Source organism: Pseudomonas sp. ADAK2 TE3594, assembly GCF_053628675.1.
In genome coordinates this window covers 6,161,594-6,183,568 of sequence record NZ_JBRJGV010000001.1, presented here as the reverse complement: position 1 = coordinate 6,183,568, position 21,975 = coordinate 6,161,594, and the positions used below count along the sequence as shown (strand labels likewise).

Below are 21,975 nucleotides of genomic sequence, written 5' to 3'. Positions count from 1 at the left end.
CCGCGATCAACTGATCGCGGCGTCGGCTTTCATACGAATGACATTGGCGGCGCTGGCTGAGCCATCGAGCCAAAAGGACAACTCGGCGTACTGCTTGAACAAGTCCGGCGGCAGGATCGTACGCCGGGATTGCAATTGGACCTTGGCCTTTACCTTGTGCAGCCCCGAGAGGCCGAGGGCCTGGTCGAATTCCGGTGCGTCGTAGGCCAAATGGTCGAAATCATGTTCGAACCAGGGTTCGCCGATAAAGTCGTAGACCAGCCGCATCACTCGCTCCGGGGCCTGGCTCAGCAGGTCGTAATCGATGATCAGCAGCGAGTCGGCATGTTCACCGTAATAGGCTTCCTTGAGGGCGGCCCAGGAAAACCCCACCAGCCGATTGCGTTGGGCCAGGGTTTCACAGCGGCTGTAGACCGTGTTGCGTTCGACCGCATCGCCGAACAGTTTGGTGTTTTCGAAAGGGTTGGCGCGGTACAGGCGCTCGATGCTGTCCATGACCCAAGCGACATTGCGCACGCAGGCAATGATTTTGGCTTGAGGGAACAGATCGCTGATCGCCGGCAGGCGCGAACTCCACAGGCGGTTCGTGTCGAACACCACCGGTTTGTCGGCCTTGTCGGCGTAGAAGGAATCGAACAAGCCACGCAACAGGCGGCGGCGCAGATCGGTATCGATCACCGCGCCGAACTCGCTGCCGGCGCTGCACTGTTCCAGAACACCGGAAAAGAGCGCACCCACGGGGCTGGTCATACCGGCATGGAAGCGCGGATTCTGCAAAAGAATCGCAGAAAGCAGGGTCGAGCCTGAGCGCGGCAAGCCGGAAATAAAGTGAAAGTGCTGCATCCATTCACCCGTCAAAAGTCCTTTTGTTTGACGAGCGTAGACCAGGAATTGCCTAACAGCTAGTGGTGTTTTGATATCAAATCGGAGCTAAATCGACTGGAAAACACGCCTGATATAACGACCTGAAAGATGAATCGTTTTAGCTCTGGATGACGGGCTACTTCAGCATATACAAGCGTGCCTCGGCGCCTCCCGCCCGGGTTTCGTTGACGCGTTGCCAGCCTGCGGGCAACGGCGCGAACTCGTCCGGCCCCTCAATGGTACCGACCAGCCATACTCGACCAGTGCCTTTGGGCAAGCCGCCGAGGTTATCCAGGTAAATGTCATTGGTCACCAGCGTGCCGAAACCATAGGCGTTCGGCCGGCTCGACCTTCCATCGGCCAGCGGTGGCGTATAGAGCATCGGTTTGGCGTCGGTCTGGTTGTAATAGACGTAACTCAGGTACCAGAGCATGTCGCTGGTGACGATCCGGTCGCCGGGGGTGAAGTGCTGGTTTACGTAGTTGACCATGACGCTGATCTGATCGTCGGTATCCACCGTGGCATTGTTCTTCAGCCCCGCCAGCTCGACGCCGACAAACAGCATCAGCACCACCAGCGCCAAGACCTTGAAGCCTGCGTACATGCGATCGATGGCCAGCGCGACAAACATCGGCAGGCCCAGGGCATAAGCGGTCAGGTAACGCTCGACGAACACCGGCGATATGAACGACACCAAAAACACCAGCAACAACGGAAGAGCGATGTAGATCACCGCCAACGCGCTGCCACGGAAAACACTGCGGTCCCGCGCCAGCGCCACACTCGCCAAGGCCAGTAATGCCAGTGGCAGCGCGATAAAAACCAGCGTCGGCAGGTTCTCGCCGTCGTCCTGGATCAGGAACGACCAGATCATCGAAGGTAATGAGCCCAGCGTGACAGGTGTCTCCCATCCCACATCACCATTGGCCTTGAGCTGATCCATGTGCTGGAGCAGATCGATCAGGTTGGGCACCCACGGCAAATACAACAGCACAATGGCCACATTGGCCAGCCACCAGCCGGAGCGCTGAATGTGCCGCAATCGATACCCTGGCTGCACGCGGATCAGTCCCAGATACAGCCAGTGGCAAAGCACGCACAGCGCCGTGAAGTAATGGGTGTAGAACGCCGCACTCATCAGCAGGGTGTAAATCACCAGATAGCGTGTGCGTTGCGGCCGTTTTATCCAGCACACCAGGGCGATCGTGGCGCCGATCAGCCACAGCCCCAGCAGCGAATACATCCGCACTTCCTGGCTGTAACGCACCGCCGTGGGCAGCAGCGCCAGCAGGACGCCGGCCAGCAACGCGGCGCGGCGGGTCGCGAGCAGGTCCACCAGCCAGATGCCGAGCCCCACCGTGGCAATCCCCGGCAACGCACTCAGGCAGCGGATCGAAAAAATGCCGTCGCCGAACAGGCCGATCCAGCCATGCAGCAACATGAAATACAGGGGTGGATGCACATCATGAGCCGCGTGCTCCCAGATGCCGGCCAGGGAATACTGGCTCAGCAACAGGCTAGACCCTTCGTCGCCCCAGATCGCCGCCGCCGTCAGGTCGTAAAAACGCGCCAGCGCGGCCAATGCCAGGATCGGCAACAGCCAGTGCTCCCGCGCCCATCGCAGCAAGCGACGGGCAGCCGCCCACGCCCCCGGCATTGCATGCGGATCCTGGGTATCGCCCAGCGGTGTTTCTCTGCGCGCCTCCATTACCTCCCCTTGCAACGGCCATGTAAAAACCGAAGCCTCTCGAGCACTGTAGGACAGGCGCGAGCCCGACGTCGATGCTGGCCTTGCGACGGACGACGTCCGGCAATCATTCCGATCAGCGTCTACGCTTTGGCGTGGCGTGACCCAGCCACGGAGATGAATGGAGTCGGCTGATCAGCGCGAACTGCCCGGATAACCGGGCCTGCAACGTGACGTATCAGACACTAACCTGAGGGATGAGGAACTATGGAAGTATTCATCGGCACTGTTCAGTCTTTCGCCTTTAACTTCGCGCCCAACGGCTGGGCCCTGTGCAACGGCCAGACGCTGAGCATCTCGCAATACAACACGGTTTTCGCACTGCTGGGAACCTACTACGGAGGCAATGGCACCACCAATTTCATGCTGCCCAACCTGCAAGGTCGCATGCCAGTCGCCATGGGCAACGGCTTGGGTCTGACGCCACGCGTCATCGGCGAATACTCGGGGACCGAGAACGTCACCGCGACCATCACCAACCTGCCCAACCACACCCACGCCTTATCCGGACTCACGGCCACCACCACCCTGCAACTGGCCAGCCCGGCGAGCAACCCGGTCACCAACCCGACCGCGACCAACTCGTACATCGGTGCCTCGGGCGGCGGTCCCGGTTCGGCGAGTATTTACTCCGATCAGCAAGGTGCCTCGGCCGTGCCGCTCAAGGGTGTAGCCACCACGGTGACGGGGGAAATCTCGTCCGCCGGCAACGGCTTGCCCATGGAGGTGATGAACCCGTTCCTGGTGCTCAACTTCAGCATCGCCCTGAACGGGCTGTTCCCTTCGCGTAACTGAGGGTCTGGCCGGGGGTTCAAATCCCCCGGCCACTTTTGCTGATGGAGTGATGCCATGCTGCAACAGGTTCAAAGCGAACACTTTCAGGCACTACTGGGTAAGACGGGGACGCTGCGGCTGCCCGATGGCCGTGAATTGCCGATCCATATCGACACCCTTAAAGAAGCGCCCCGCTCACAAATGCCAAACAGCGAGCGCATGCCGTTCAGCGTCGAGCTCAACAGCCTGCAACCTACCGATTTTGTCGATGGCTTGTGTGCGCTGGAGTTGCCGGAGCTGGGCCGGGTAGAAGATATTTTTGTTTCGCGAGTACCGACCATGGGGCGTGATCCGCAACTGGGGTATTTCTACATCGCGTTCAACTGAGAACTTTGTGGGAGCGGGCTTGTGGCGAGGGGGCTTGCCCCCGTTCGAGTGCGCAGCGCTCGCAGATCATGGGGCCGCTGCGCGACCCAACGGGGGCAAGCCCCCTCGCCACAGAAGCCCGCTCCCACAGTTGATCGACGGTGGGTTCAACCCTTCGGGTACCACACCAACCGCTCCGCCGCCGGGTTGCGCTCTTCAACCTGAAACCCCAGCGCCAGGTAATGCTGGCGCGCATGAGGATTATTGGCCCAGACCACCGTCGCCACCGGGCAGCGGATTTGTTGCGCGGCTTTTTGCACGCCTTGCAGCACCGTCCGACCGTAACCCTTGCCTCGGGCCTGTGGAATGAAGGCCAGGTACAGCACGCGAATTTCATTGGGGCCGAAGTCGGTGGTCAACGCGCCGATGGCCGTGTCGAGTTTCTCGATCACGTAATGAATGGCGTTGGGGAAATTCTCCCCCAGCCCTTGTTCCTGCACCTTGAACTGCTGGGCAACCACCTGCTCAACCACCTCCTGCTCACCGTCGATCCATTGCAGATCCGGCCGCGCCGCCTGGTAAAGGCTGTGCAGAAAAGGCCCATCGCTGGTCCGCGAAGGCCTGACCACCAGGCCGTCCGCTGCCACTGAGTTGCTGTTCGCCATCGCTGTCCTCCCTTAGAAACCGCTTTCCCTGACTCCCAGGGCCGCCATGCGTCGCCAGGCAACACCCAGCAACGACTCGCCACTGCCCTGCAACACCACAATGCCGCGCAACGGCTGCACCGGTGTCGGCGTATTTTCGAGGATGCTCAACCGCGCGCCGTACTGCGCCTGCACCGGCTCGGCGCGCTGATGCTGATCCCGGCGTACGGCAATCGGCCCATGGTGATCGGAGGTCAGTGCTTCCTGATCAACATAAGCCACACCGTTGGTATCGATTTCGCTCAATTGCACGGCGATTGCCGGGTGCATCGGGTCATCGGCGATGAACCTCCCACTGGCTCCCGGGGCGACACGCCAGAGTTCGGCTTCAGCCAGATAACCGCGCAACCGCGCGCCGTCTTCGACCACCCGTGCCAAAGGATCTTTGGTCGAAAGCCAGCGGCCGACCGTTAACTGCGGCAGCAGATCGCGCACCTTGCCTGCATGGGGGGAGCGCAATAACAGACGCTCGCGCTGAGCGGCCAGGCCCCGATATTCGGCCACGGCTTCGGCCAGGCGCTGTTCGACGATACCGGCATCGGCCGCGGTTTCGCTGCGGCCAGCCTGACGACGCATCTGTAATTGCTGGATCTGGATTTCGCGGCGGACGATGGCCTGGCGTGAGTCCAGATCCGGGGATTCCAGCTCGATCAGCACCTCACCTTGAGCGACGATCTGGCCGTCGTGCACATTCACCGTTTTGACCCGCGCCGCCACCGGCGCGTGCAGGGCGCTGGCGCGTCCGGCCTCAAGCATCGTCGGCAACTCCACCGCGCTACGCCAAGGCAACGCCAGCAGCAACAACAACCCAAGCAACGCCAGACCGCTGAGCAGTACCCGTGGCGCATGCGCCTGCTCGCGACGGCTCCACCATTGCCGCCACTCGCTCAGGATCGGCAGGAAGATGAACCACACCAACTCCACCAGCATCAGGAAAATCCCCAACACCTTGAAGAACAGGTGATAGACCGCCAGCGCAATCCCGAAAAACAACGCCGCGCGCCACAGCCACGCGCCATACCCCCAGATCAACAAACGCCGCTGCATCTTCGGCGACCACGGCTCCGGCGCCGGGGCTGCATAGCCGAACAAAAACTCGCGCAGCCGCCAGCGGCACAAAGCAAAGGCCCGCCCTTGAAGGTTGTCCACTTCCCAGAAATCACTGAGCAAGAAGTAGCCATCGAAACGCATGAACGGGTTGAGGTTGATCACCAGCGTGGTGATCCAGGTTGCGCTGGCGAGCATGAACGCCGCCGTGCGCCCGGGGCCGTCAGGCAGCAGTGACCAAGCGAGCAGCGCGATACACGCCAACACCAGTTCCGCCAACACCCCGCCGGCACCGATCAGCAACCGCGCCCGTCGATCATTGACGCGCCAGGCATCGCTGACGTCTGTGTAAAACATCGGCAGCAGCACCATGAACGCCACGCCCATGCTCTGCACCCGACAACCGGCGCGCTTGGCCATGAAAGCGTGGCCGAACTCGTGGCACAGCTTGGCGAAAAACAGCGCCACAGCAAACGCCAGCGCACCACCGAGGCTGAACAGATGCGGAAAGGTCGCGATAAACCGCTGCCAGTCCCGCGAGACCAGAAACACCCCGAGCCCCAGCGTCGCGGGCAATCCGTAGCGCAATGCACGCGGGCCGAAACGCTCCAGCCACGGCCAGGCTCGATTGAGGAAAGCGTCCGGGCGCCACAGCGGAATCCGGAAAAACAGGTATTGATGCAGCAGGATTTGCCACAGGCTCTGGCGCTGGGCCGCGGCCTTCAGGCTGTAACTGGCACGCTGCGACGGGTCAAGGGCGCTGATCAGGTCGTGGCCGCGCAAAAACTCCAGCAATTGCTCAAGCGCCGCGCCATCCAGCGGCAGCCCCGGCTCGCGGTTGGCAGCACGCAGCACTTGCTCGGGATCGCCCAACGACCAATGGCGCAGCAGGCGCATCGCCGCCGCACCGAGTTTGAAATAACGCCCACGCACCGGGTCGGCCAGGGTCCAGCACGGCGCCCCGTCGAGGGCCGGGGCCGCCGCCGACAATTGCAGGTCTGCCCGCAGGCTCGGCAGGCTCATCTAAAGGCCCACGCTCTGACGCAACCCGGCCAGCGGTCGACGCAACAGATACAACGCCAGCGGCGCACGGTCGCCGAAGACTTTCGCGGTGCCACGCAGACCGATGCGCGGTGGCGCGGCGTCGAACGTCGCATCCAGTCGATAAGCCAATTGCCCGCCAGCAGTGGGCTGTGCCTCGTAGGCCGAACGTTCGAGTTTGGCCAAGTGCCGCTGCAGCGGATCGCTGTCGAGAAACAGCGCGACCTGCGCGCCCGGTTCCAGGGCAATCGCATCGCCCACAGCCAATTCGATGCGCAATTCGGCCTGGTTCGGGTCGGCGATTTCCATTAACCGTTCGCCGGTTTGCACCGGTTTGCCGGTCCAGCGCTCGGCGTCGGCGAACACCGCGATACCGTCCCGCTCGGCGCGTACCTCGCTGCGTTTGAGCAGCTCCCGGGCGTAATCCCGTTCAGCGCGCTTCTGTTCCACTCGCGCCGCCAGCAGATCGATTTTCGAACTGGATTCGGCATCAGCGAAGGAGCGTTGGGAATTGGCCTTGAGTTCCGCTTCGGCAACGCCCAGGGCGCGCTCGGCCACATCGGCCTGAGCCTTGAGCGTGGTGCTTTCGAAGCGCAGCAGCAGGTCGCCGGTTTTCACCGCCTGATTGGGTTTGACCAGAAACTCGGCGATCACCCCGTCCAGCGGCGCGGCGACCACCCGACCGCCCAACGGGACGACTTCGGCCGGGGCCAGCACCGATTGGCGCACCGGGATCAGCAACCCGAGCAACAACACGGCGACCAGCGCCACCTGACGCTTGCGCGTCCAGCGCAATCGCCAGGGTTTGCGCGGTTGCTGTGCGAGCCATGCATGGCTGTAGGTGTCGCCCAGTTGCGACAGCAGCACTTGTTCGGAAGGGTTCCACGGCACATCCCGCGCCAGCCACAGACCGCCGAACACCTCGCCCTGATGATCGATCAGCGGCAGCCAGAACACCTGAGCGGCTGACAGACTTTGCCAGTCGGCCAGAATCGATTCGCTAAGGAGATCAGGCGCAATCACCCGCGCCTGTTTCAGCACCTCAAGCTTGAACAACTGCGCGACTGCTTGCTCGACAAACGCCACGAACGGCGCATTCGGTTCCACGGCACTGACACCGGTGACCGCCTGCACCTTGCCGGCGATCAACAGCGCGGCATGGCGGAAACCGAACAGCGCCTGACCGTCATTGACCAGGCTGTAAGCCAGTTGCGAAGGCGTGCGCGCGGCGCGGGTCTGGCGTTCGAGGTCGAGAAACCTGGCGAACACCTGCTCGGCGGCGCCCGTCACCGGGGCGTTCACTTGAGCTCCGCGAAACGTGCCGTTCCGCTCATGCCGGCCAACAGACCGCTGGCGTTGGGCAGCGTCGCCACCAGCAGCAAGGTCTGGCTGCCTTCGTCGATCCGCGCACCGAGGCGTTTGACCGTGGCATCCAGCGGCTGACCGGTTTCATCGGGGACAAAACTGAACGTCTGGCCGGGTTTGAGTCTGGCCATCCACCGCGACGGCACCAACAGGTGAATTTCCAGGGTGCGGTTATCGACCACGTCCAGCAACGGCGTACCGGCGGCAACACTTTCGTAGCGCTTGACCTTGCGTTCGACGACCTGACCATCAAACGGCGCAACCACGCTGCAACGTTTGACCTGAACCTGATAGACCTGAGACTGCGCCTGAATCTCGCTGACCTTGGCCTCGGCCCGCGCCACTTCAAAGCGCCCGACTGAATTCAACGCCGCCAGTTGTTTGTTGTGCGCCAGCTCCTCACCTGCACCACGGCTGGCGGCCTGAGCCGCATTGAGCTGAGCCTGATAAGCCGAACAGTCAAACCGCGCCAGGGTGTCGCCCTTTTTGAACGACTCGCCCTCACTGAACGGCAACTCGACAATCCGCCCGGACAACTCGCTGGCCAGCACCGCCTGATCCCGAGCCCGCAGCACACCACGGGCTTCACTGCTGGCTGATGCATTACCGCCGACCGCGCTATTTTCCAGCAGCGGATCGTCTGGCGCAGGCGTTTGCGCCTGTACTACGCACGTTACAAAGGTTAATCCTGCAACCCAAACACGAAAACGCCGCATAACCGTAACTCCCTGACGGATGAGCGGAGTCTAAGACAGCGGGAGAGAGCGTCAAGCGGATGGGTATCATTGGTTGGTCAGGGAGTATGTAATACCTTACAAATTATCAGGACGCGTCCTACGCCATTCCCCATCAATCAGCCATTGCAGCCTTCGACATGCGACTTTAATCTCTCTGCACCACTGAACCCTACACGCAGCGATTAGATTCGCTGGCAGTCAGGGTGAAGAAACCGGCTCCGGCCGGTTTTTTCGTTTTTCTGCACGCAGATCAGCGCTGCGCCGTCTCCGCCACCGGATACACCGACTCCCATCCCCCACCCAGCGCCTTGTACAAACCAACCATCGCCAACGACACCCCGGTCGAGCTCTCGACCCACTGTTGCTGGGTCGCCAGCAATTCGCCTTGCACGGTGAGGACGTTGACGAAATCCACCACCCCTTCGACGTACTGCTGTTGCGCGGTGCGCAGGGCGATCTGGTTCTGGCGCACGGCTTCGGCGAGGCTGTCGCGGCGCAGTTGGCTGGCGTTGTAGGCGGTGAGCTGATCGTCGATTTCATGCCAGGCCCGCAACACGGCTTGCTGGTAGGCCAGCGCCGCTTCCTGTTGCTGGGCTTCGCGCAGGTGCAACATGCCGCGCAGGCGACCGCCGTCGAACAGCGGCAGGCTGAACTGCGGGCCGACGCCGAACGAGCGCGAGCCCCAAGAGCCGAAATCGCTCAGTTGCAGGGCTTGCGAACCGATGTTGCCCGACAGGGTGATCCGCGGATAAAAGTCGCCCTTGGCCACACCGATGCTGGCGGTCGCGGCATGCAGACGGGCTTCGGCCTGACGGATATCGGGACGGCGCTCGGCCAATTGCGACGGTAAGCCGATGGCGACCTGACGCGGGGTTTGCGGCACGGGAGCGTCGGTGGATAACTCGGCGGACAGCGCTTGCGGCGGTTCGCCCATCAACAGGCTCAGGGCGTTGATCAGTTGCGACTGACGCTGCTCCAGCGCCGGCAAACGTGATTCGATGGCCGCCACTTGCGCAGCGGCTTCGGCGACGTCCAGATCCGTCGCCACGCCATCGGCCAGGCGCAGTTGCGAGAGTTTCAAACTGTGCCGGGCGACGTCGAGGTTCTGCTCGGTGACGGCCCGCGTGCTTTGCACACCGCGCAGTTGAATGTAGTCCTGAGCGGTTTCGGCAAGCACCGACAGCAGCACGCCGCGACGATCGTTTTCCGCCACTTCCAGCGTGGCATCGGCCGCTTCGGTTTCACGGCGCACACGGCCCCAGAAATCCAGCTCCCAGGAGGCGGAAAAGCCTGCATCCCACAGGTTGAACGCCGAGTCGCCGTTGTTGCCCGACGGATCGTTCAGGCCTTCACCACTGTTGCGTTTACGCCCGTAGCTGCCGGTGGCGGCGGTATTGGGATAGCGGTCGGCGGTGATCACCTGTCGCGCGGCTCGGCTTTGCTGCAAGCGGCTGCTGGCGAGTTTCAAGTCGAGGTTGTCGGTCAGGGCGCGTTGGGTCAGGGCTGAGAGTTTCGGGTCGTGGAATACCTCCCACCAGCGTTCGTCCATTTCGGCGGGAGTGGCCTGACTGGCGGCGGCTTTGGCCGGTTTTGACCATTCGGCCACTTGTTGCGGCTGAGGTTTTCGGAAGTCCGGGCCGACGGTGCAGGCACTCAAAGAAAACAGACTCAACACAAAAACCACTGAATGAATACTGACCCTGTGGCGAGGGAGCTTGCTCCCGTTCGAGTGCGCAGCGCTCGCAAATTTTGGGTCCGCTGCGCGGCCCAACGGGGGCAAGCCCCCTCGCCACAGGGGTGTGCGATTAACAAAGTTCATCGTTGCGCGACCTCATGCTCGCTGGCGCTTGCAGTATCAATCCTCGCCTCCACCGACATCCCCACCCGCAACCGCTCGGCCAATGGCTGGCCCGGCTCCAGAATGATTTTCACCGCAATCCGTTGCACAACCTTGGTGAAGTTGCCGGTGGCGTTGTCCGGTTTGACCGAGGCGAAGGTCACGCCGGTGGCCGGTGCGATGCTCTCAACGCGACCGCGCAGGGCTTCGCCGCCGAGGCTGTCGACGTGCACTTGCACGCTCTGCCCGGGCTGTACGTCGGTCAGTTGGGTTTCTTGAAAATTGGCGACCACATAAGCCCGCTCCAACGGCACCACGGCCAGAATCTTGCTGCCCGGTGTGACATAGGCGCCGACCCGCACCGCGCGCTCACCGACCATGCCGTCCTGAGGCGCAACGATGCGCGTATAGGACAGCTCATAGCTGGCCATTTCCAGCGCCGCTTGCTCTCGTTTCAGCCCACCTTCGGCCGCATCACGCTGTGCGGTCAGGATCTCCACTTGCTTGCGTTCCGCCGCCAGCACCGCTGTGGCATTGGCCAAACGGGCGGAGGCCTGATCGATGCGTGTGCGTGCTTGCTGAGCATTCTGCACCGTGCCAGCGCCTACCCCGGCCAGATGGTTGTAGCGGTTCAGTTCATGCTCGGCGAAGGCCATTTCAGCCTTCGCCGAAACCACCGTGGCCTGGGCCTGAGCGATCACCGATGTCTGACGCTCAAGGGTGGCCCGAGCGTTCTGCAACTGCGCCCTGGCCACCAGGGTTTCAGCGTCAGCGGCCTCAGCGGCAGCGCGCAGATCGCGGTCGTCGATCAACGCCAGCAACTGCCCGGCCTTGACCAGCTGGTTGTCCTCCACCAGCACGTCCTTGATGAACCCCGCCACGCGCGGCGCCACCCGTGTGAAGTCCGCCGAGACGAAAGCATCGTTGGTGCTCTGCTGTGTACGCTTGCCGAACAAGCCCGGCGCCAGCAGGTAAATCAACACGCCGACTGCGATCACTGCGGCAATGCCGACAGCGACTTTTTGCTTTGTTTGAGTCGTCATAAAAACCTTCTGTTTCAGTGAAGCATTCAAGTCGGCGCGCGCGGAGGATAGATCCGCGTCGGCAGCCAGAAAATCAGCAGGATCAGCGTCACGGCGACGCCGGCCATGCATAGATAAAGATCGGAGGAAGTCAGCACCACGGCCTGCTGATGCAGTCGATGAGCCAGGCCCGCGCTGTCGCTGTCGCTGTCGACCAGGGGCGAATTGCCGAGGTTGTCCACCAGCATGGTCGAGTGGAAATGCAGCCTTGCGGTGGTCAGTGCCTCGATCACTCCGGTGGCAATCACCGCTGCCAGGCCTTTGACGGTATTGAACCAGGCCGAGGCGAACGGCCCTTCCATCGGAGTGATGCTGCCGGTGGAGAGCATCAACAGCGGCAGCACGGCCATGGGCTGACCGAAAATCTGCAGCCATTGCAGGACGTAGAAGTCATCGCGAATCCATGCCGACGTCAGCTGCGAGCCGCCGAGGCAAGACAACGCCAGCATGCTCAAACCGATCCCCAGCACCCAGCGGCAATCAACCCAACGCAGGTTGCACAGCGCCGCCACCAACGGCAGCGCGATCAACTGAGGCAGCGCCGCCAGCAGCATGATCGGCGCAGTCTGTACCGGCCGATAACCCTGGACCTGAGCCAGGTAACTGGAAGGAACGATGACCACCGCGAGCAACACCACCAGCACCCCGGCCAAGGTCAGCAGCGCGAATGACAGGTTGCGGATACCGAGCATCTGTAACTTGAAGAACGGAATCGGTTGCGACCACTCATTGATCAGGAACAACACCAGCAACAGCAACCCACCGCCGAGCAGTCCGCAAATCAGATTCGACTCGAACCAGTCCAGCCGATTGCCTTGCAGAATGCCGATCACCAACATGCAGATCGCCGGAAACCCCAGCAGCAAGCCACGCCAGTTGAATGACTTGAAGCGTTCCAGACGCAGCGGATCCTGGGGCAAACCGTAGGCCACCGCCGCCATGGCAAACAGGCACGGCACGACGATTTGCCAGAAGGTCCATTGCCAGCCGACGTACTCGGTCCACAACCCGGCCAGCGGTGTACCGAGACCGGGGCCGAAGGTCGCTGTCAGGGCATAACCGGCCAAGCCATAGAGTTTCACATTGGCCGGCAGGAACCGCAGGGCAACGGTCATCAGCATCGGCGGCAGCGCGCCGCCGGCAAGACCTTGCAAGGTGCGCATGACCAGCAGGCTTTGGTAATTCGGGGCGAACGGGCACAACACACCCAACAGGGTGAACACACTGATCGCGCACAGAGTGAAGCGCCGCAACGAAAACGTCACCGCACACCAAGGGGCAAACGCCATGGCGGCCACCGAGGTCGCGGTGTAGCTGGCGACCAGCCAGGTACCCTCGTCGTAACCGATGGCCAACGCGCCACGGATATCGGCCAGGGCGACCTTGGTCACCATCTCGTTCAGGCCCGACACCAGCACCGCCAGTAACACACCCACCAGGCCGATGATGATGCGCGGGCCGAAGACCGGTGGTGCGATGGCGGCCGCTGGTTTGGCCGCAGCGAGAGGCGCCGTGACCGTGAGGGAAGTCATTACTGCAAGCTCCGGAAGGGGAATACCGAAGCATTTTAGGGAGGGTGGAAGCTTACGAAAATTGACTTATTGGCAGCTTATAAGTGTGTTTTATGCAGCAATACAAAACCCTGTGGGAGCGAGCCTGCTCGCGATAGGGCCAACACATTCAACATCAATGTTGACTGATCCACCGCTATCGCAAGCAGGCTCGCTCCCACAGGGATTGGGGGATCAACTTTAGGTTGGCTGTGCCGCCAACCACGTCTCATCGCAACAGGTCTTGAGGGTTTCACGCATCCAGCGATGGGCCGGGTCCTTGTCGAAACGCGGGTGCCAGGCCTGGGTCAGCATCAGGGTTGGTAACGGGATCGGCAGGGTGAACGAGCGCAGCTTCAAACCCAGGCGTCGCACGCTCAGCAATGCCTCCTTGGGCACCGGCAGAATCAGATCGGAATCCGGCAAGGCGAACATCGCCGCATGGAAACTCGGCGCAATCACCGCCACCCGCCGCTCCAGCCCCAAGGCGTTGAGTGCCGTGTCGATCGGCCCGCGGGCGATCCCCCGGCGCGACATGCTGATATGGGAAAACCCGGCGTACCGTTCGGCGGTGATCTCTTCATCGAACAATGGGTGATCTTCACGCACCAGCCCGACAAAGTGAGTGGAAAACAGGTTCTGCACTTTGACTTCCGGCATCAGCGGCCGATTGTTGCTGACGCTCAGATCGATGCGTCCTTCGCGCAACGCTTCGTCATCCCCATCGCCCTCAGGGACAAAGCGCAACTCGCAATGCGGGGCCTGGCGTTCCATCGTGTCGAACAACTTGCCGCCGTAGACGCCAACAAAGAAATCATTGGCGCGAATGCTGAACCGTCGGCGCAAACTGCCCAGATCCACCTCATCGGCGGAGCGGAACAGCAAAGCGGCCTGCTCCACCAGGTCTCGCACTTGCTCGCGCAACTCCAGCGCCTTGGGCGTCGGCACCAGGCCACGGCCGGCGCGCACCAGAATCGGATCGCCAATGGCCTCGCGAATCCGCGTCAGCGTCCGGCTCATGGCCGCCGGGCTGAGGTTCATCCGCCGCGCAGCGCCCACCACACTGCCCTCATCGAGCAAGGCGTCTAGGGCGACCAACAGGTTCATGTCCGGGAGTTGCATGCTGAGCACTCGTGGCTGATCTGGATTGATTCAGACGCAATGCTAGCAAACATCCTCCTGACTGATGTATTGGCAGGTCTGCCGCCATCGCGGGCAAGCCCGCTCCCACAAGGATCTTCGGTGGATGCAGATTTTCTGTACGACCAATAACCTGTGGGAGCGGGCTTGCCCGCGATAGGGCCAGACCAGACACCATAGAACTTTAGCGCTGCATCCCCCAACGCTTAACAGTCACCCGCTCCAACGTATCAAACACCAGATTCTCCACCAGCAACCCAATCAGGATCACCACCGCCAACCCGGCGAATACCTTATCGGTGTACAGCTCATTGCGATTCTGGAAGATGTACCAACCCAAACCACCCTTGCCGCTGGTAGCGCCAAACACCAATTCAGCAGCGATGAGCGTACGCCAGGCGAAGGCCCAGCCGATTTTCAGCCCGGCAAGAATCGACGGCAGCGCAGCCGGGATCAGGATGAACAACACGAAACGCATGCCCTTGAGGCCGTAATTACGCCCGGCCATGCGCAAGGTTTCCGAGACACCGAGAAACCCGGCATAGGTGTTCAAGGCCAACGCCCAGAGCACCGAATGCACCAGTACAAAAATCAGGCTGTTCTGCCCCAAGCCAAACCACAGCAGCGCCAAGGGCAACAACGCAATCGCGGGCAATGGGTTGAACATCGAGGTCAGCGTACTCAGCAGATCGCGACCGAACCGGGTCGACACCGCCAGCGTCGTCAGGACAAACGCCAGAACGATGCCGATCAGGTAACCCTTGAGCAAAACAACCAACGAAATCCACACCTTGCCCAGCAGTTCGCCGCTGAGCAGGCCGTCCTGCAGCGCGCTGGCGGTTTGCAAAAAGCTCGGCAGCAGCAGGTCGTTGTTCTGATAGCGGGCGACAGCCTCCCAAAGCACCGCGAGCAAAATCAGGATCAGGCTTTTACGCAGCCAGCCTTGCTGCCAGAGACGCTGGCCGAGCGGCAATTCACGCTCCAGCGGTACGCTGGTCAGCGGCTGCAAAACAGTTTCGTACTCTTTACGCGCAGATGATGAATGGCTCATCGGGCAATCCTCCAATGGCTCAATAAGCGATGCGAATGTCGGCGAAATCCAGCGCACGCTCGGTTTCCGGAGACTGACCTTCATCGAACAACAGCCGATGAATCCGCCGCGCCGATTCCTGGAACGCCACGCCACCCAAGCTGTGCAAGTCGTATTGATGGCTGTGGACTTCCGCCCGCACCCGACCCGGATGGGGCGACAGCAGCAAGATCCGGTTACCTACCACCAACGCTTCTTCAATGGAGTGAGTGACAAACAGCAACGTGAAACGCACCTCTTCCCAGAGCAGCAGCAACTCTTCCTGCATCTTGCGCCGGGTCAGCGCGTCGAGGGCGGCGAAGGGCTCGTCCATCAACAGGATCTTCGGCTGCATCGCCAAGGCGCGAGCAATGGCCACGCGAGCTTTCATGCCGCCAGACAAAGTATGCGGATAGGCATCGGCAAACGCCGCCAGACCGACCTTGTCCAGATAGTGCAGCGCCCGCTCTTCAGCCTCTTTGCGCTTGAGAGTTTTAGAAGCGAGCAGCGGAAACATCACGTTCTGCTTGACGGTTTTCCACGGCGGCAGCTGATCGAACTCCTGGAACACCACGATCCGGTCCGGTCCCGGCGCATCGACCCGCTGGCCTTGCAGGCGAATCTCACCCTCACAGGGCTGAATGAACCCGGCAACGGCTTTGAGCAACGTCGACTTGCCGCAGCCGGAAGGACCGAGCAGCACAAAGCGGTCCGACGGATCGATCTCGAAACTGACCTGATGCGTCGCTCGAACCACACGCGCAGGCGTGCGGTATTCCAGGCTGACCTGGTCGACCGACAGCAGCGCTTGAGCTGCCGCGATCGGTTTGCTGACCGTGTGGCCTTGCAAAGGGGCGTTCATGTCGGTCAGCTCCCTTGCAGCGGCTTGGTGTCTTGGAAGAAGTAGTCCTTCCACGAATCCGGTTTGTTTTTGATCGCGCCGACGCGGTAGAGGAACTCGGCCAGCGGGTAGGTATTTTTCGGTGTGATGCTGAATTCGAATTGCGGGTTGTCGATGATTTTCAGCAACGCCGCGCGGTCGATTTTGGCCTTGGTGACGCGGATGTAAGTATCGGCCGCCGCACCTTTATCGTTCTGCGCAAACTCGGCGGCTTCAGTCAGTGCGGCGATGAAGGCTTTGTAGGTTTTCGGGTTCTCGTTGCGGAACTTCTCGGTGGCGAACAGCACGGTCGGCGAGTTCGGACCAAGCAAGTCATAGGTGTTCAGCACCACATGCACGTTAGGGTTTTGCAGCGCCTGATCCTGGAACGGCGGGTTGGAGAAGTGCCCGCTCAACTCGGTGCCACCGGCAATCAGTGCCGCGGTGGCATCCGGGTGCGGAACGGCGATGGTGTACTTGTCGAGGCGATTGAATTCCTTGTCGCCCCATTGCTTGGCCGCCGCGTATTGCAAGAAGCGCGACTGCACCGAGACCCCAACCGCCGGCACCGCAATGCGGTCTTTCTCGGTGAAGTCGGCGATGGTTTTGACCTTGGGATTATTGCTCACCAGGTAGTAAGGAAAGTTGCCCAGGGACGCCACGGCTTTGACATTCTGCTTACCGTGGGTGCGATCCCAGATGGTCAGCAGCGGGCCGACGCCGGCACCGGCAATGTCAATGGAACCGGAGAGCAACGCATCATTGACCGCCGAACCGCCGGAGAGCTGGGTCCAGTCGACCTTGATGTCGATGCCTTCCTGCTTGCCGTACTTCTCGATCAGGTTCTGATCGCGCACCACGTTGAGCAGCAGATAAACGATGCCGAACTGTTCGGCGATACGGATTTCACCTTCGGCGTGAGCCACAGTCGGCGCTACCAGGCTACCGGCGAGCAGGCTGAAACCCAGGCCAATGGCCGCAGCCAAGGGTGCAAATGGAACACGTTTGGACATGGGAGTTCTCCGAAATCAGAAAGGCGCGTCGCCCTGGATGGTGGTGCGATACAACTTGCGGCGCAGATGGCTGGGGCATCCGGCGGCGAGGTGAATCAGCGAACGGTTGTCCCAGAACACCAGGTCGTGGGCCTGCCATTGATGGCGGTAAATGTTTTGCGGCTGCACGCTGTGGGCGTAGAGCTCGTCGAGCAATTGTTTGCTCTCGTCTTCCGGCAAACCGACGATGCGGGTGGTGAAGCCCTCGCTGACGAACAACGCCTTGCGGCCGTTTTCCGGGTGGGTGCGGACGATGGGGTGAACCACTTCGGCAACCTGAGCGAGTTGCTCCGGCGTCAGGGTCGGGCGCCAGTTGCCTTCGAATTTGCTCTCGCTGTAACGCGCGGTATAGGAATGCGCGGCCGAGCGACCTTTGACCGCTTTGCGCAGTGCTTCGGGCAGGCTGTCCCAGGCTTTGTGCATGTCGGCGAACAGCGTGTCGCCGCCTTCGGACGGCAACTCCTGGGCATGCAGCATCGAGCCCAGGCTCGGCAGCTCTTTATAAGACAGGTCCGAATGCCAGAACTTGCCGGCATCACCGAGGCCGATGGATTGACCGTTTTCGATGATGTTGGAAACGATGAGGATTTCCGGATGCCCGGCCAACAGGAACTGCTTGAGCACGTGGATCTGCAACACACCGAAACGGCGACTGAAGGCGATCTGCTGATCGGGAGTAATGCGCTGGTCGCGGAACACCACCACGTGATGATCCAGGTGCGCGCGATGGACGCGGGCGAAGTCCCGGTTGTTGATCGGGCGGGACAGGTCCAGGCCGATGATTTCGGCACCGACAGCGCCGCTAAATGGCCGGACTTCGAAGGCTTGCGACGCGATGGCGGCGACGCTGGTTGACACAGGCTTTGGAGAAAAAGAGACAACTGACATAAAAATCACTCCCACGCACGGCACGCTCAAAGGCGCGCGTCGATCAGAAACTCACGGAGGTCCCGTGTTGGTTCGTGTCGTGCGGCGCGCCGATTGGTCGGCAGGTACGCAGGGGAGTGACTTTATAGGTATAAGAATTGAAATTTAAATACCGTTAGTGAATAACGATATGGCTTTTGAATTGTGGTGGCTTTGAGGACGCTTTCGCGGGCAAGCCTCGCTCCTACAGAAGCCCCGCGTCCCTGTAGGAGCGAGGCTTGCCCGCGAAGAGGCCATCAGCCCCAACCGAGAATCACCGCTCGTGCAACGCCTCGGCCCGAGCCCGAATAATCGGTTTGAGCAGATAACTGAGCACGGTCTTCTTGCCGGTAATGATGTCCACCGACGCCACCATCCCCGGGATGATCAGTAACGGTTTTTCATCCGTCCCCAGGTGGCTGCGATCGGTGCGCAGTTTGATGATGTAGTACGTGGTCTTCTTGTCTTCGTCGGTGATGGTGTCGGCGCCGATCTGCTCCAGCTTGGCCTTCAGCCCACCGTAGATGGTGTAGTCGTATGCAGTGAATTTCACCGTCGCTTCTTGCCCCGGGTGCAGGAAGGCGATGTCTTGCGGACGAATTTTGGCTTCCACCAGCAAGGTGTCATCCAGTGGCACGATCTCCACCAGATCGCTGCCCGGCTGGATCACACCGCCGATGGTGTTGACCAGCAACTTGTTGACGATGCCGCGCACCGGCGATGTCACCAGCGTCCGGCTAACCCGGTCTTCCAGGGCCTTGCCAGTGGCCTGGGCCTTGTTCAGATCGGTGCGCGCTTCGTTGAGTTGAGTCAGGGCTTCGCTGCGGAATTTGCCGCGAGTCTCGTCGACTTTGCGCTGCACTTCCTTGATCGCCGATTCGGCGCGAGGGATCGCCAAGGTAGTGGCGTCCAGTTGGCCGCGGGTTTCGACCTCGGCACGCTTGAGTCGCAACACTTCCACCGGAGACACCGCGCCCTGAGCCACCAACGGCTCGGACATGTTGATTTCCTGACGTTGCAGCGACAATGCGTTGCGATACTGAGACTGTTTGGAGGTGAACTCGCGCAGCTCTTGCTGACGCTGGATCAATTGCTCCTGCAAGCCACCGATTTCATCGTGCAGTTGCTGACGACGGCTGATGTACAGCGACTCTTCGCTGGCGGCCTGGGTGGGAACAGCCTTGAGCACGTCGGCGGGGAAGTTCAGCGGACGATCATCGACCTCGGCGCTCAAGCGTTCCACACGCAGCAGCATCGACAGCCGATCGGCCTCGGTCTCACCGACGTTGGAGGCAAACCGCGTGTCGTCCAGACGAATCAGCGGCGCGCCGGCCTCGACGATTTGCCCCTCGGTGACGAACAACTCGGAGACGATACCGCCCTCGAGGTTCTGGATTTTCTGGATCTTCGACGATGGAATCGCCTTGCCGTCGCCCTTGGTGACTTCATCGATTACCGCGAAGTTGGCCCAGAGCATCAGGAACACGAAGAAGCCGATGATCGCCCAGATCGTCAATCGCACCACGCGTGGGGCGTCTTCGATCAGCGCTTTGTTGACCTCGGGAAGAGGCTGGCCTTGCAGCGACGCGGAGCCTTTGAAATAGCGGCGGATGGAATCTTTGACCCCGGACTTAAGCAACACTGATCTGCCCCTTCTTCAACGCTTCCATCACGGCGGCTTTCGGGCCATCGGCGAGAATCTGCCCGCGATCAATTACCAGCAGACGATCCACCAGCGACAACAGCGAAGCCCGGTGCGTCACCAGCACCACGGTCTTGTTTTCCACCACGGCAGCGAGGCGTTGCTTGAGGCGCTCTTCGCCGGTGTTATCCATGGCGCTGGTCGGTTCGTCCAGCAACAGGATCGGCGGGTTGAGCAACAGCGCTCGGGCCAGGGCGACGTTCTGGCGCTGACCGCCGGACAGGTTCTGCCCGCGCTCACCGACTTGCAGCTCATAACCTTGCGGGTGCAGACGGGCGAATTCGTGGACGCCGGCCAGTTCCGCGGCTTGCAGCACCAATTCGTCTTCGACATAGCGCGCGCCCGAGACCAAATTGTCGCGCAGGGTACCGGCGAGCAACTGGATGTCCTGGGGCACGTAGCCGATGTTGTGGCGCAATTCGCTGACGTCGATCTGACGGATATCCACACCATCCACCAGCAACGCGCCGTCGTCCGGTTGATAGAGGCCCACCAGCAATTTGGCCAGAGAGCTTTTGCCCGAGCCGCTGCGGCCGATGATGCCGATCTTCTCGCCGGGCTTGATGATCAGGTTGATACCCTTCAGCGCGGGGTTCTGCTGATCCGGGTAAGTGAAGCTCAACTGACGGCATTCAATGGCGCCTTGCAGCACTTTGCGGCTCAGCGGGCGCTCGTCGAAATTGCGCTCCTGCGGCAGCTCCATCATCTGATCGACCGAGGTCATGGTCACACGGGCTTGCTGGTAGCGGGTCAGCAGGCCGGACAGCGAGGCCAATGGGCTGAGGGCACGACCGCTGAGCATGTAGCAAGCGATCAAGCCGCCCATGCTCAGGTGGCCGTCGATGATCTGGTACACGCCGAAGACGATCATGATCACCCCGGCCAGTTGCTGAATCAGCAAGGTGATGTTCATCGCCAGACCGGACAGCATTTTCACCCGCAGCTCGAGGCGGCTGAGGGTGCCGATCGTTTGTTCCCACTGATACTGGCGTTCGCTTTCGGCGTTATTGACCTTCACCGCATCGAGGCCGGCGAGGGTTTCGATCAGGCTCGACTGACGCTCGGCGCCCAGGGCCATGGTTCGTTCCATGGTCGCCACCAGCGGCTTCTGCAAGGCATAACCGATCAGCAAGGCAATCGGGAACGCCAGCACCGGAATCCACACCAGATGCCCGCCCAGGATCGCGATGACCATGAAGATCAGCAGCGTAAACGGCAGGTCGATCAGGCTGGTGAGGGTCAGCGACGCGAGGAAGTCCCGCAGGCTCTGAAACTCATGGATGTTCTGGGCGAAGCTGCCGACCCGCGCCGGGCGGTACTTCATGGCCATGCCAACGATGCGCTCGAACAGCGTTGCGGAGATGATCAGGTCGGTTTTCTTGCCGGCCAGGTCCAGGCACAAGCTGCGCAGGCTCTTGAGGATCAGGTCGAACACATAAGCGCCCGTGATGCCGATGGCCAGGACCCAAAGGGTCGACTCGGCCTGGTTCGGCACCACGCGGTCGTAGACATTCATCACGAACAGTGGCGCGGCCATTGCAATGATGTTGATCAGAAAACTGGCAGCGATGGCGTCGACGTACAGCCAGCGCGAACGCTTGAGCGTGTCGCGAAACCACGAACGCGCGCGCGGGATCAGCGTGCCGTGGTTGACGTCGAATTTGTGTTGAGGCTGGGCGAAGAAGACCTTGCCGATGTAGTCGTCGGCGAGCAGTGCACGGTTGACGCAGACCTCACCACCATCACTTTCGCTGAGCAGCAAGCGGGCCTGGTCTTCACCTTGCCAGCCGAGCAGCACCGCGCTGCGACCGTCCTTGAGCAGTAACAGCGCCGGCATGGCAATCGCCGGAATCTGCTCCAGCTTGCGTTGCAACACCCGCCCTTGCAGCCCGGCGCGAGCGGCCGCTCGGGGCAGCAGTTCGACGCTCAGGCGTTGTTTGGGTAACGGCAGGCCGGTGGTCAGCATCGCGGCGCTGGCCGGTTTCTGGTGCAAAGTGCAAAGGGCTAGCAGGCCGTCCAGTAACGGATCGTCATGCAGCGCGCGCGGATCATGAATGAGTTGAACTCGACTGACTTCTGATTCCACGCTCGACACTCTTGGCTAACGATTGA

The 21,975-nt window shown here is 61.3% G+C and carries 18 protein-coding genes; 2 read left to right on the top strand and 16 right to left on the bottom strand.

Going from position 1 to position 21,975, the window contains the following annotated elements:
• Nucleotides 1–6: 6 nt before the first annotated feature.
• Together AB7M22_RS27835 and AB7M22_RS27830 are read right to left on the bottom strand one after the other, a co-directional pair.
• Nucleotides 7–843, bottom strand: a complete 837-nt coding sequence (locus AB7M22_RS27835; protein WP_038978410.1) for a sulfotransferase family protein — start codon at nt 841–843, stop codon at nt 7–9.
• A 157-nt stretch (nt 844–1,000) separates the two neighbouring features.
• Complete coding sequence (locus AB7M22_RS27830; protein WP_454188403.1) at nt 1,001–2,572, bottom strand: glycosyltransferase family 39 protein; 1,572 nt, start codon at nt 2,570–2,572, stop codon at nt 1,001–1,003.
• 246 nt (nt 2,573–2,818) lie between these two features.
• On the opposite strand from AB7M22_RS27830, the gene AB7M22_RS27825 reads away from it, so the two are divergent.
• Nucleotides 2,819–3,406, top strand: a complete 588-nt coding sequence (locus tag AB7M22_RS27825) for a phage tail protein (RefSeq protein ID WP_454188402.1) — start codon at nt 2,819–2,821, stop codon at nt 3,404–3,406.
• A 54-nt stretch (nt 3,407–3,460) separates the two neighbouring features.
• A complete protein-coding gene (locus AB7M22_RS27820) occupies nt 3,461–3,772 on the top strand; it encodes a DUF6916 family protein (protein ID WP_454188401.1) in 312 nt (103 codons plus the stop codon).
• Nucleotides 3,773–3,918: 146 nt separating this feature from the next.
• Here the strand turns inward: AB7M22_RS27820 and AB7M22_RS27815 are convergent, their stop codons facing one another.
• From AB7M22_RS27815 to AB7M22_RS27750, 14 genes are all read right to left on the bottom strand, one after another.
• A complete protein-coding gene (locus AB7M22_RS27815; RefSeq protein WP_454188400.1) occupies nt 3,919–4,416 on the bottom strand; it encodes a GNAT family N-acetyltransferase in 498 nt (165 codons plus the stop codon).
• 12 nt (nt 4,417–4,428) lie between these two features.
• Complete coding sequence (locus AB7M22_RS27810; RefSeq protein WP_454188399.1) at nt 4,429–6,525, bottom strand: biotin/lipoyl-binding protein; 2,097 nt, start codon at nt 6,523–6,525, stop codon at nt 4,429–4,431.
• Nucleotides 6,526–7,845, bottom strand: coding sequence for an efflux RND transporter periplasmic adaptor subunit (locus tag AB7M22_RS27805; protein ID WP_454188398.1), 1,320 nt, complete (start codon nt 7,843–7,845; stop codon nt 6,526–6,528).
• Complete coding sequence (locus AB7M22_RS27800) at nt 7,842–8,624, bottom strand: efflux RND transporter periplasmic adaptor subunit (protein ID WP_454188397.1); 783 nt, start codon at nt 8,622–8,624, stop codon at nt 7,842–7,844. The genes AB7M22_RS27805 and AB7M22_RS27800 overlap by 4 nt, the downstream gene beginning before the upstream one ends.
• A 271-nt stretch (nt 8,625–8,895) precedes the next feature.
• Nucleotides 8,896–10,464, bottom strand: a complete 1,569-nt coding sequence (locus tag AB7M22_RS27795) for an efflux transporter outer membrane subunit (protein WP_454188396.1) — start codon at nt 10,462–10,464, stop codon at nt 8,896–8,898.
• The gene (locus AB7M22_RS27790; protein ID WP_454188395.1) at nt 10,461–11,525 is read right to left on the bottom strand and encodes an HlyD family secretion protein; all 1,065 of its coding nucleotides are present in this window, start codon (nt 11,523–11,525) and stop codon (nt 10,461–10,463) included. The genes AB7M22_RS27795 and AB7M22_RS27790 overlap by 4 nt, the downstream gene beginning before the upstream one ends.
• A 26-nt stretch (nt 11,526–11,551) precedes the next feature.
• Nucleotides 11,552–13,096, bottom strand: a complete 1,545-nt coding sequence (locus tag AB7M22_RS27785; RefSeq protein ID WP_454188394.1) for an MFS transporter — start codon at nt 13,094–13,096, stop codon at nt 11,552–11,554.
• Between the two features lie 219 nt (nt 13,097–13,315).
• On the bottom strand, nt 13,316–14,236 hold the full coding sequence (locus AB7M22_RS27780; protein WP_008014076.1) for a LysR family transcriptional regulator: 921 nt from the start codon (nt 14,234–14,236) through the stop codon (nt 13,316–13,318).
• Between the two features lie 202 nt (nt 14,237–14,438).
• Entirely contained in the window at nt 14,439–15,305 is an 867-nt protein-coding gene (locus tag AB7M22_RS27775; RefSeq protein ID WP_007906397.1) for an ABC transporter permease, read from the bottom strand.
• 19 nt (nt 15,306–15,324) lie between these two features.
• Nucleotides 15,325–16,185 carry an ABC transporter ATP-binding protein gene (locus tag AB7M22_RS27770; RefSeq protein ID WP_454188393.1) on the bottom strand — a complete coding sequence of 287 codons (861 nt, stop codon included), beginning with the start codon at nt 16,183–16,185 and terminating at the stop codon, nt 15,325–15,327.
• A 5-nt stretch (nt 16,186–16,190) separates the two neighbouring features.
• On the bottom strand, nt 16,191–17,216 hold the full coding sequence (locus AB7M22_RS27765; RefSeq protein ID WP_454188392.1) for an ABC transporter substrate-binding protein: 1,026 nt from the start codon (nt 17,214–17,216) through the stop codon (nt 16,191–16,193).
• A 15-nt stretch (nt 17,217–17,231) separates the two neighbouring features.
• Nucleotides 17,232–18,143, bottom strand: coding sequence for a TauD/TfdA dioxygenase family protein (locus tag AB7M22_RS27760; protein ID WP_454188391.1), 912 nt, complete (start codon nt 18,141–18,143; stop codon nt 17,232–17,234).
• Between the two features lie 292 nt (nt 18,144–18,435).
• The gene (locus AB7M22_RS27755) at nt 18,436–19,803 is read right to left on the bottom strand and encodes an HlyD family type I secretion periplasmic adaptor subunit (RefSeq protein WP_008014085.1); all 1,368 of its coding nucleotides are present in this window, start codon (nt 19,801–19,803) and stop codon (nt 18,436–18,438) included.
• Entirely contained in the window at nt 19,793–21,949 is a 2,157-nt protein-coding gene (locus AB7M22_RS27750; RefSeq protein ID WP_454188390.1) for a type I secretion system permease/ATPase, read from the bottom strand. Before AB7M22_RS27750 ends, AB7M22_RS27755 begins: the two co-directional genes overlap by 11 nt.
• Between the last annotated feature and the right edge of the window lie 26 nt (nt 21,950–21,975).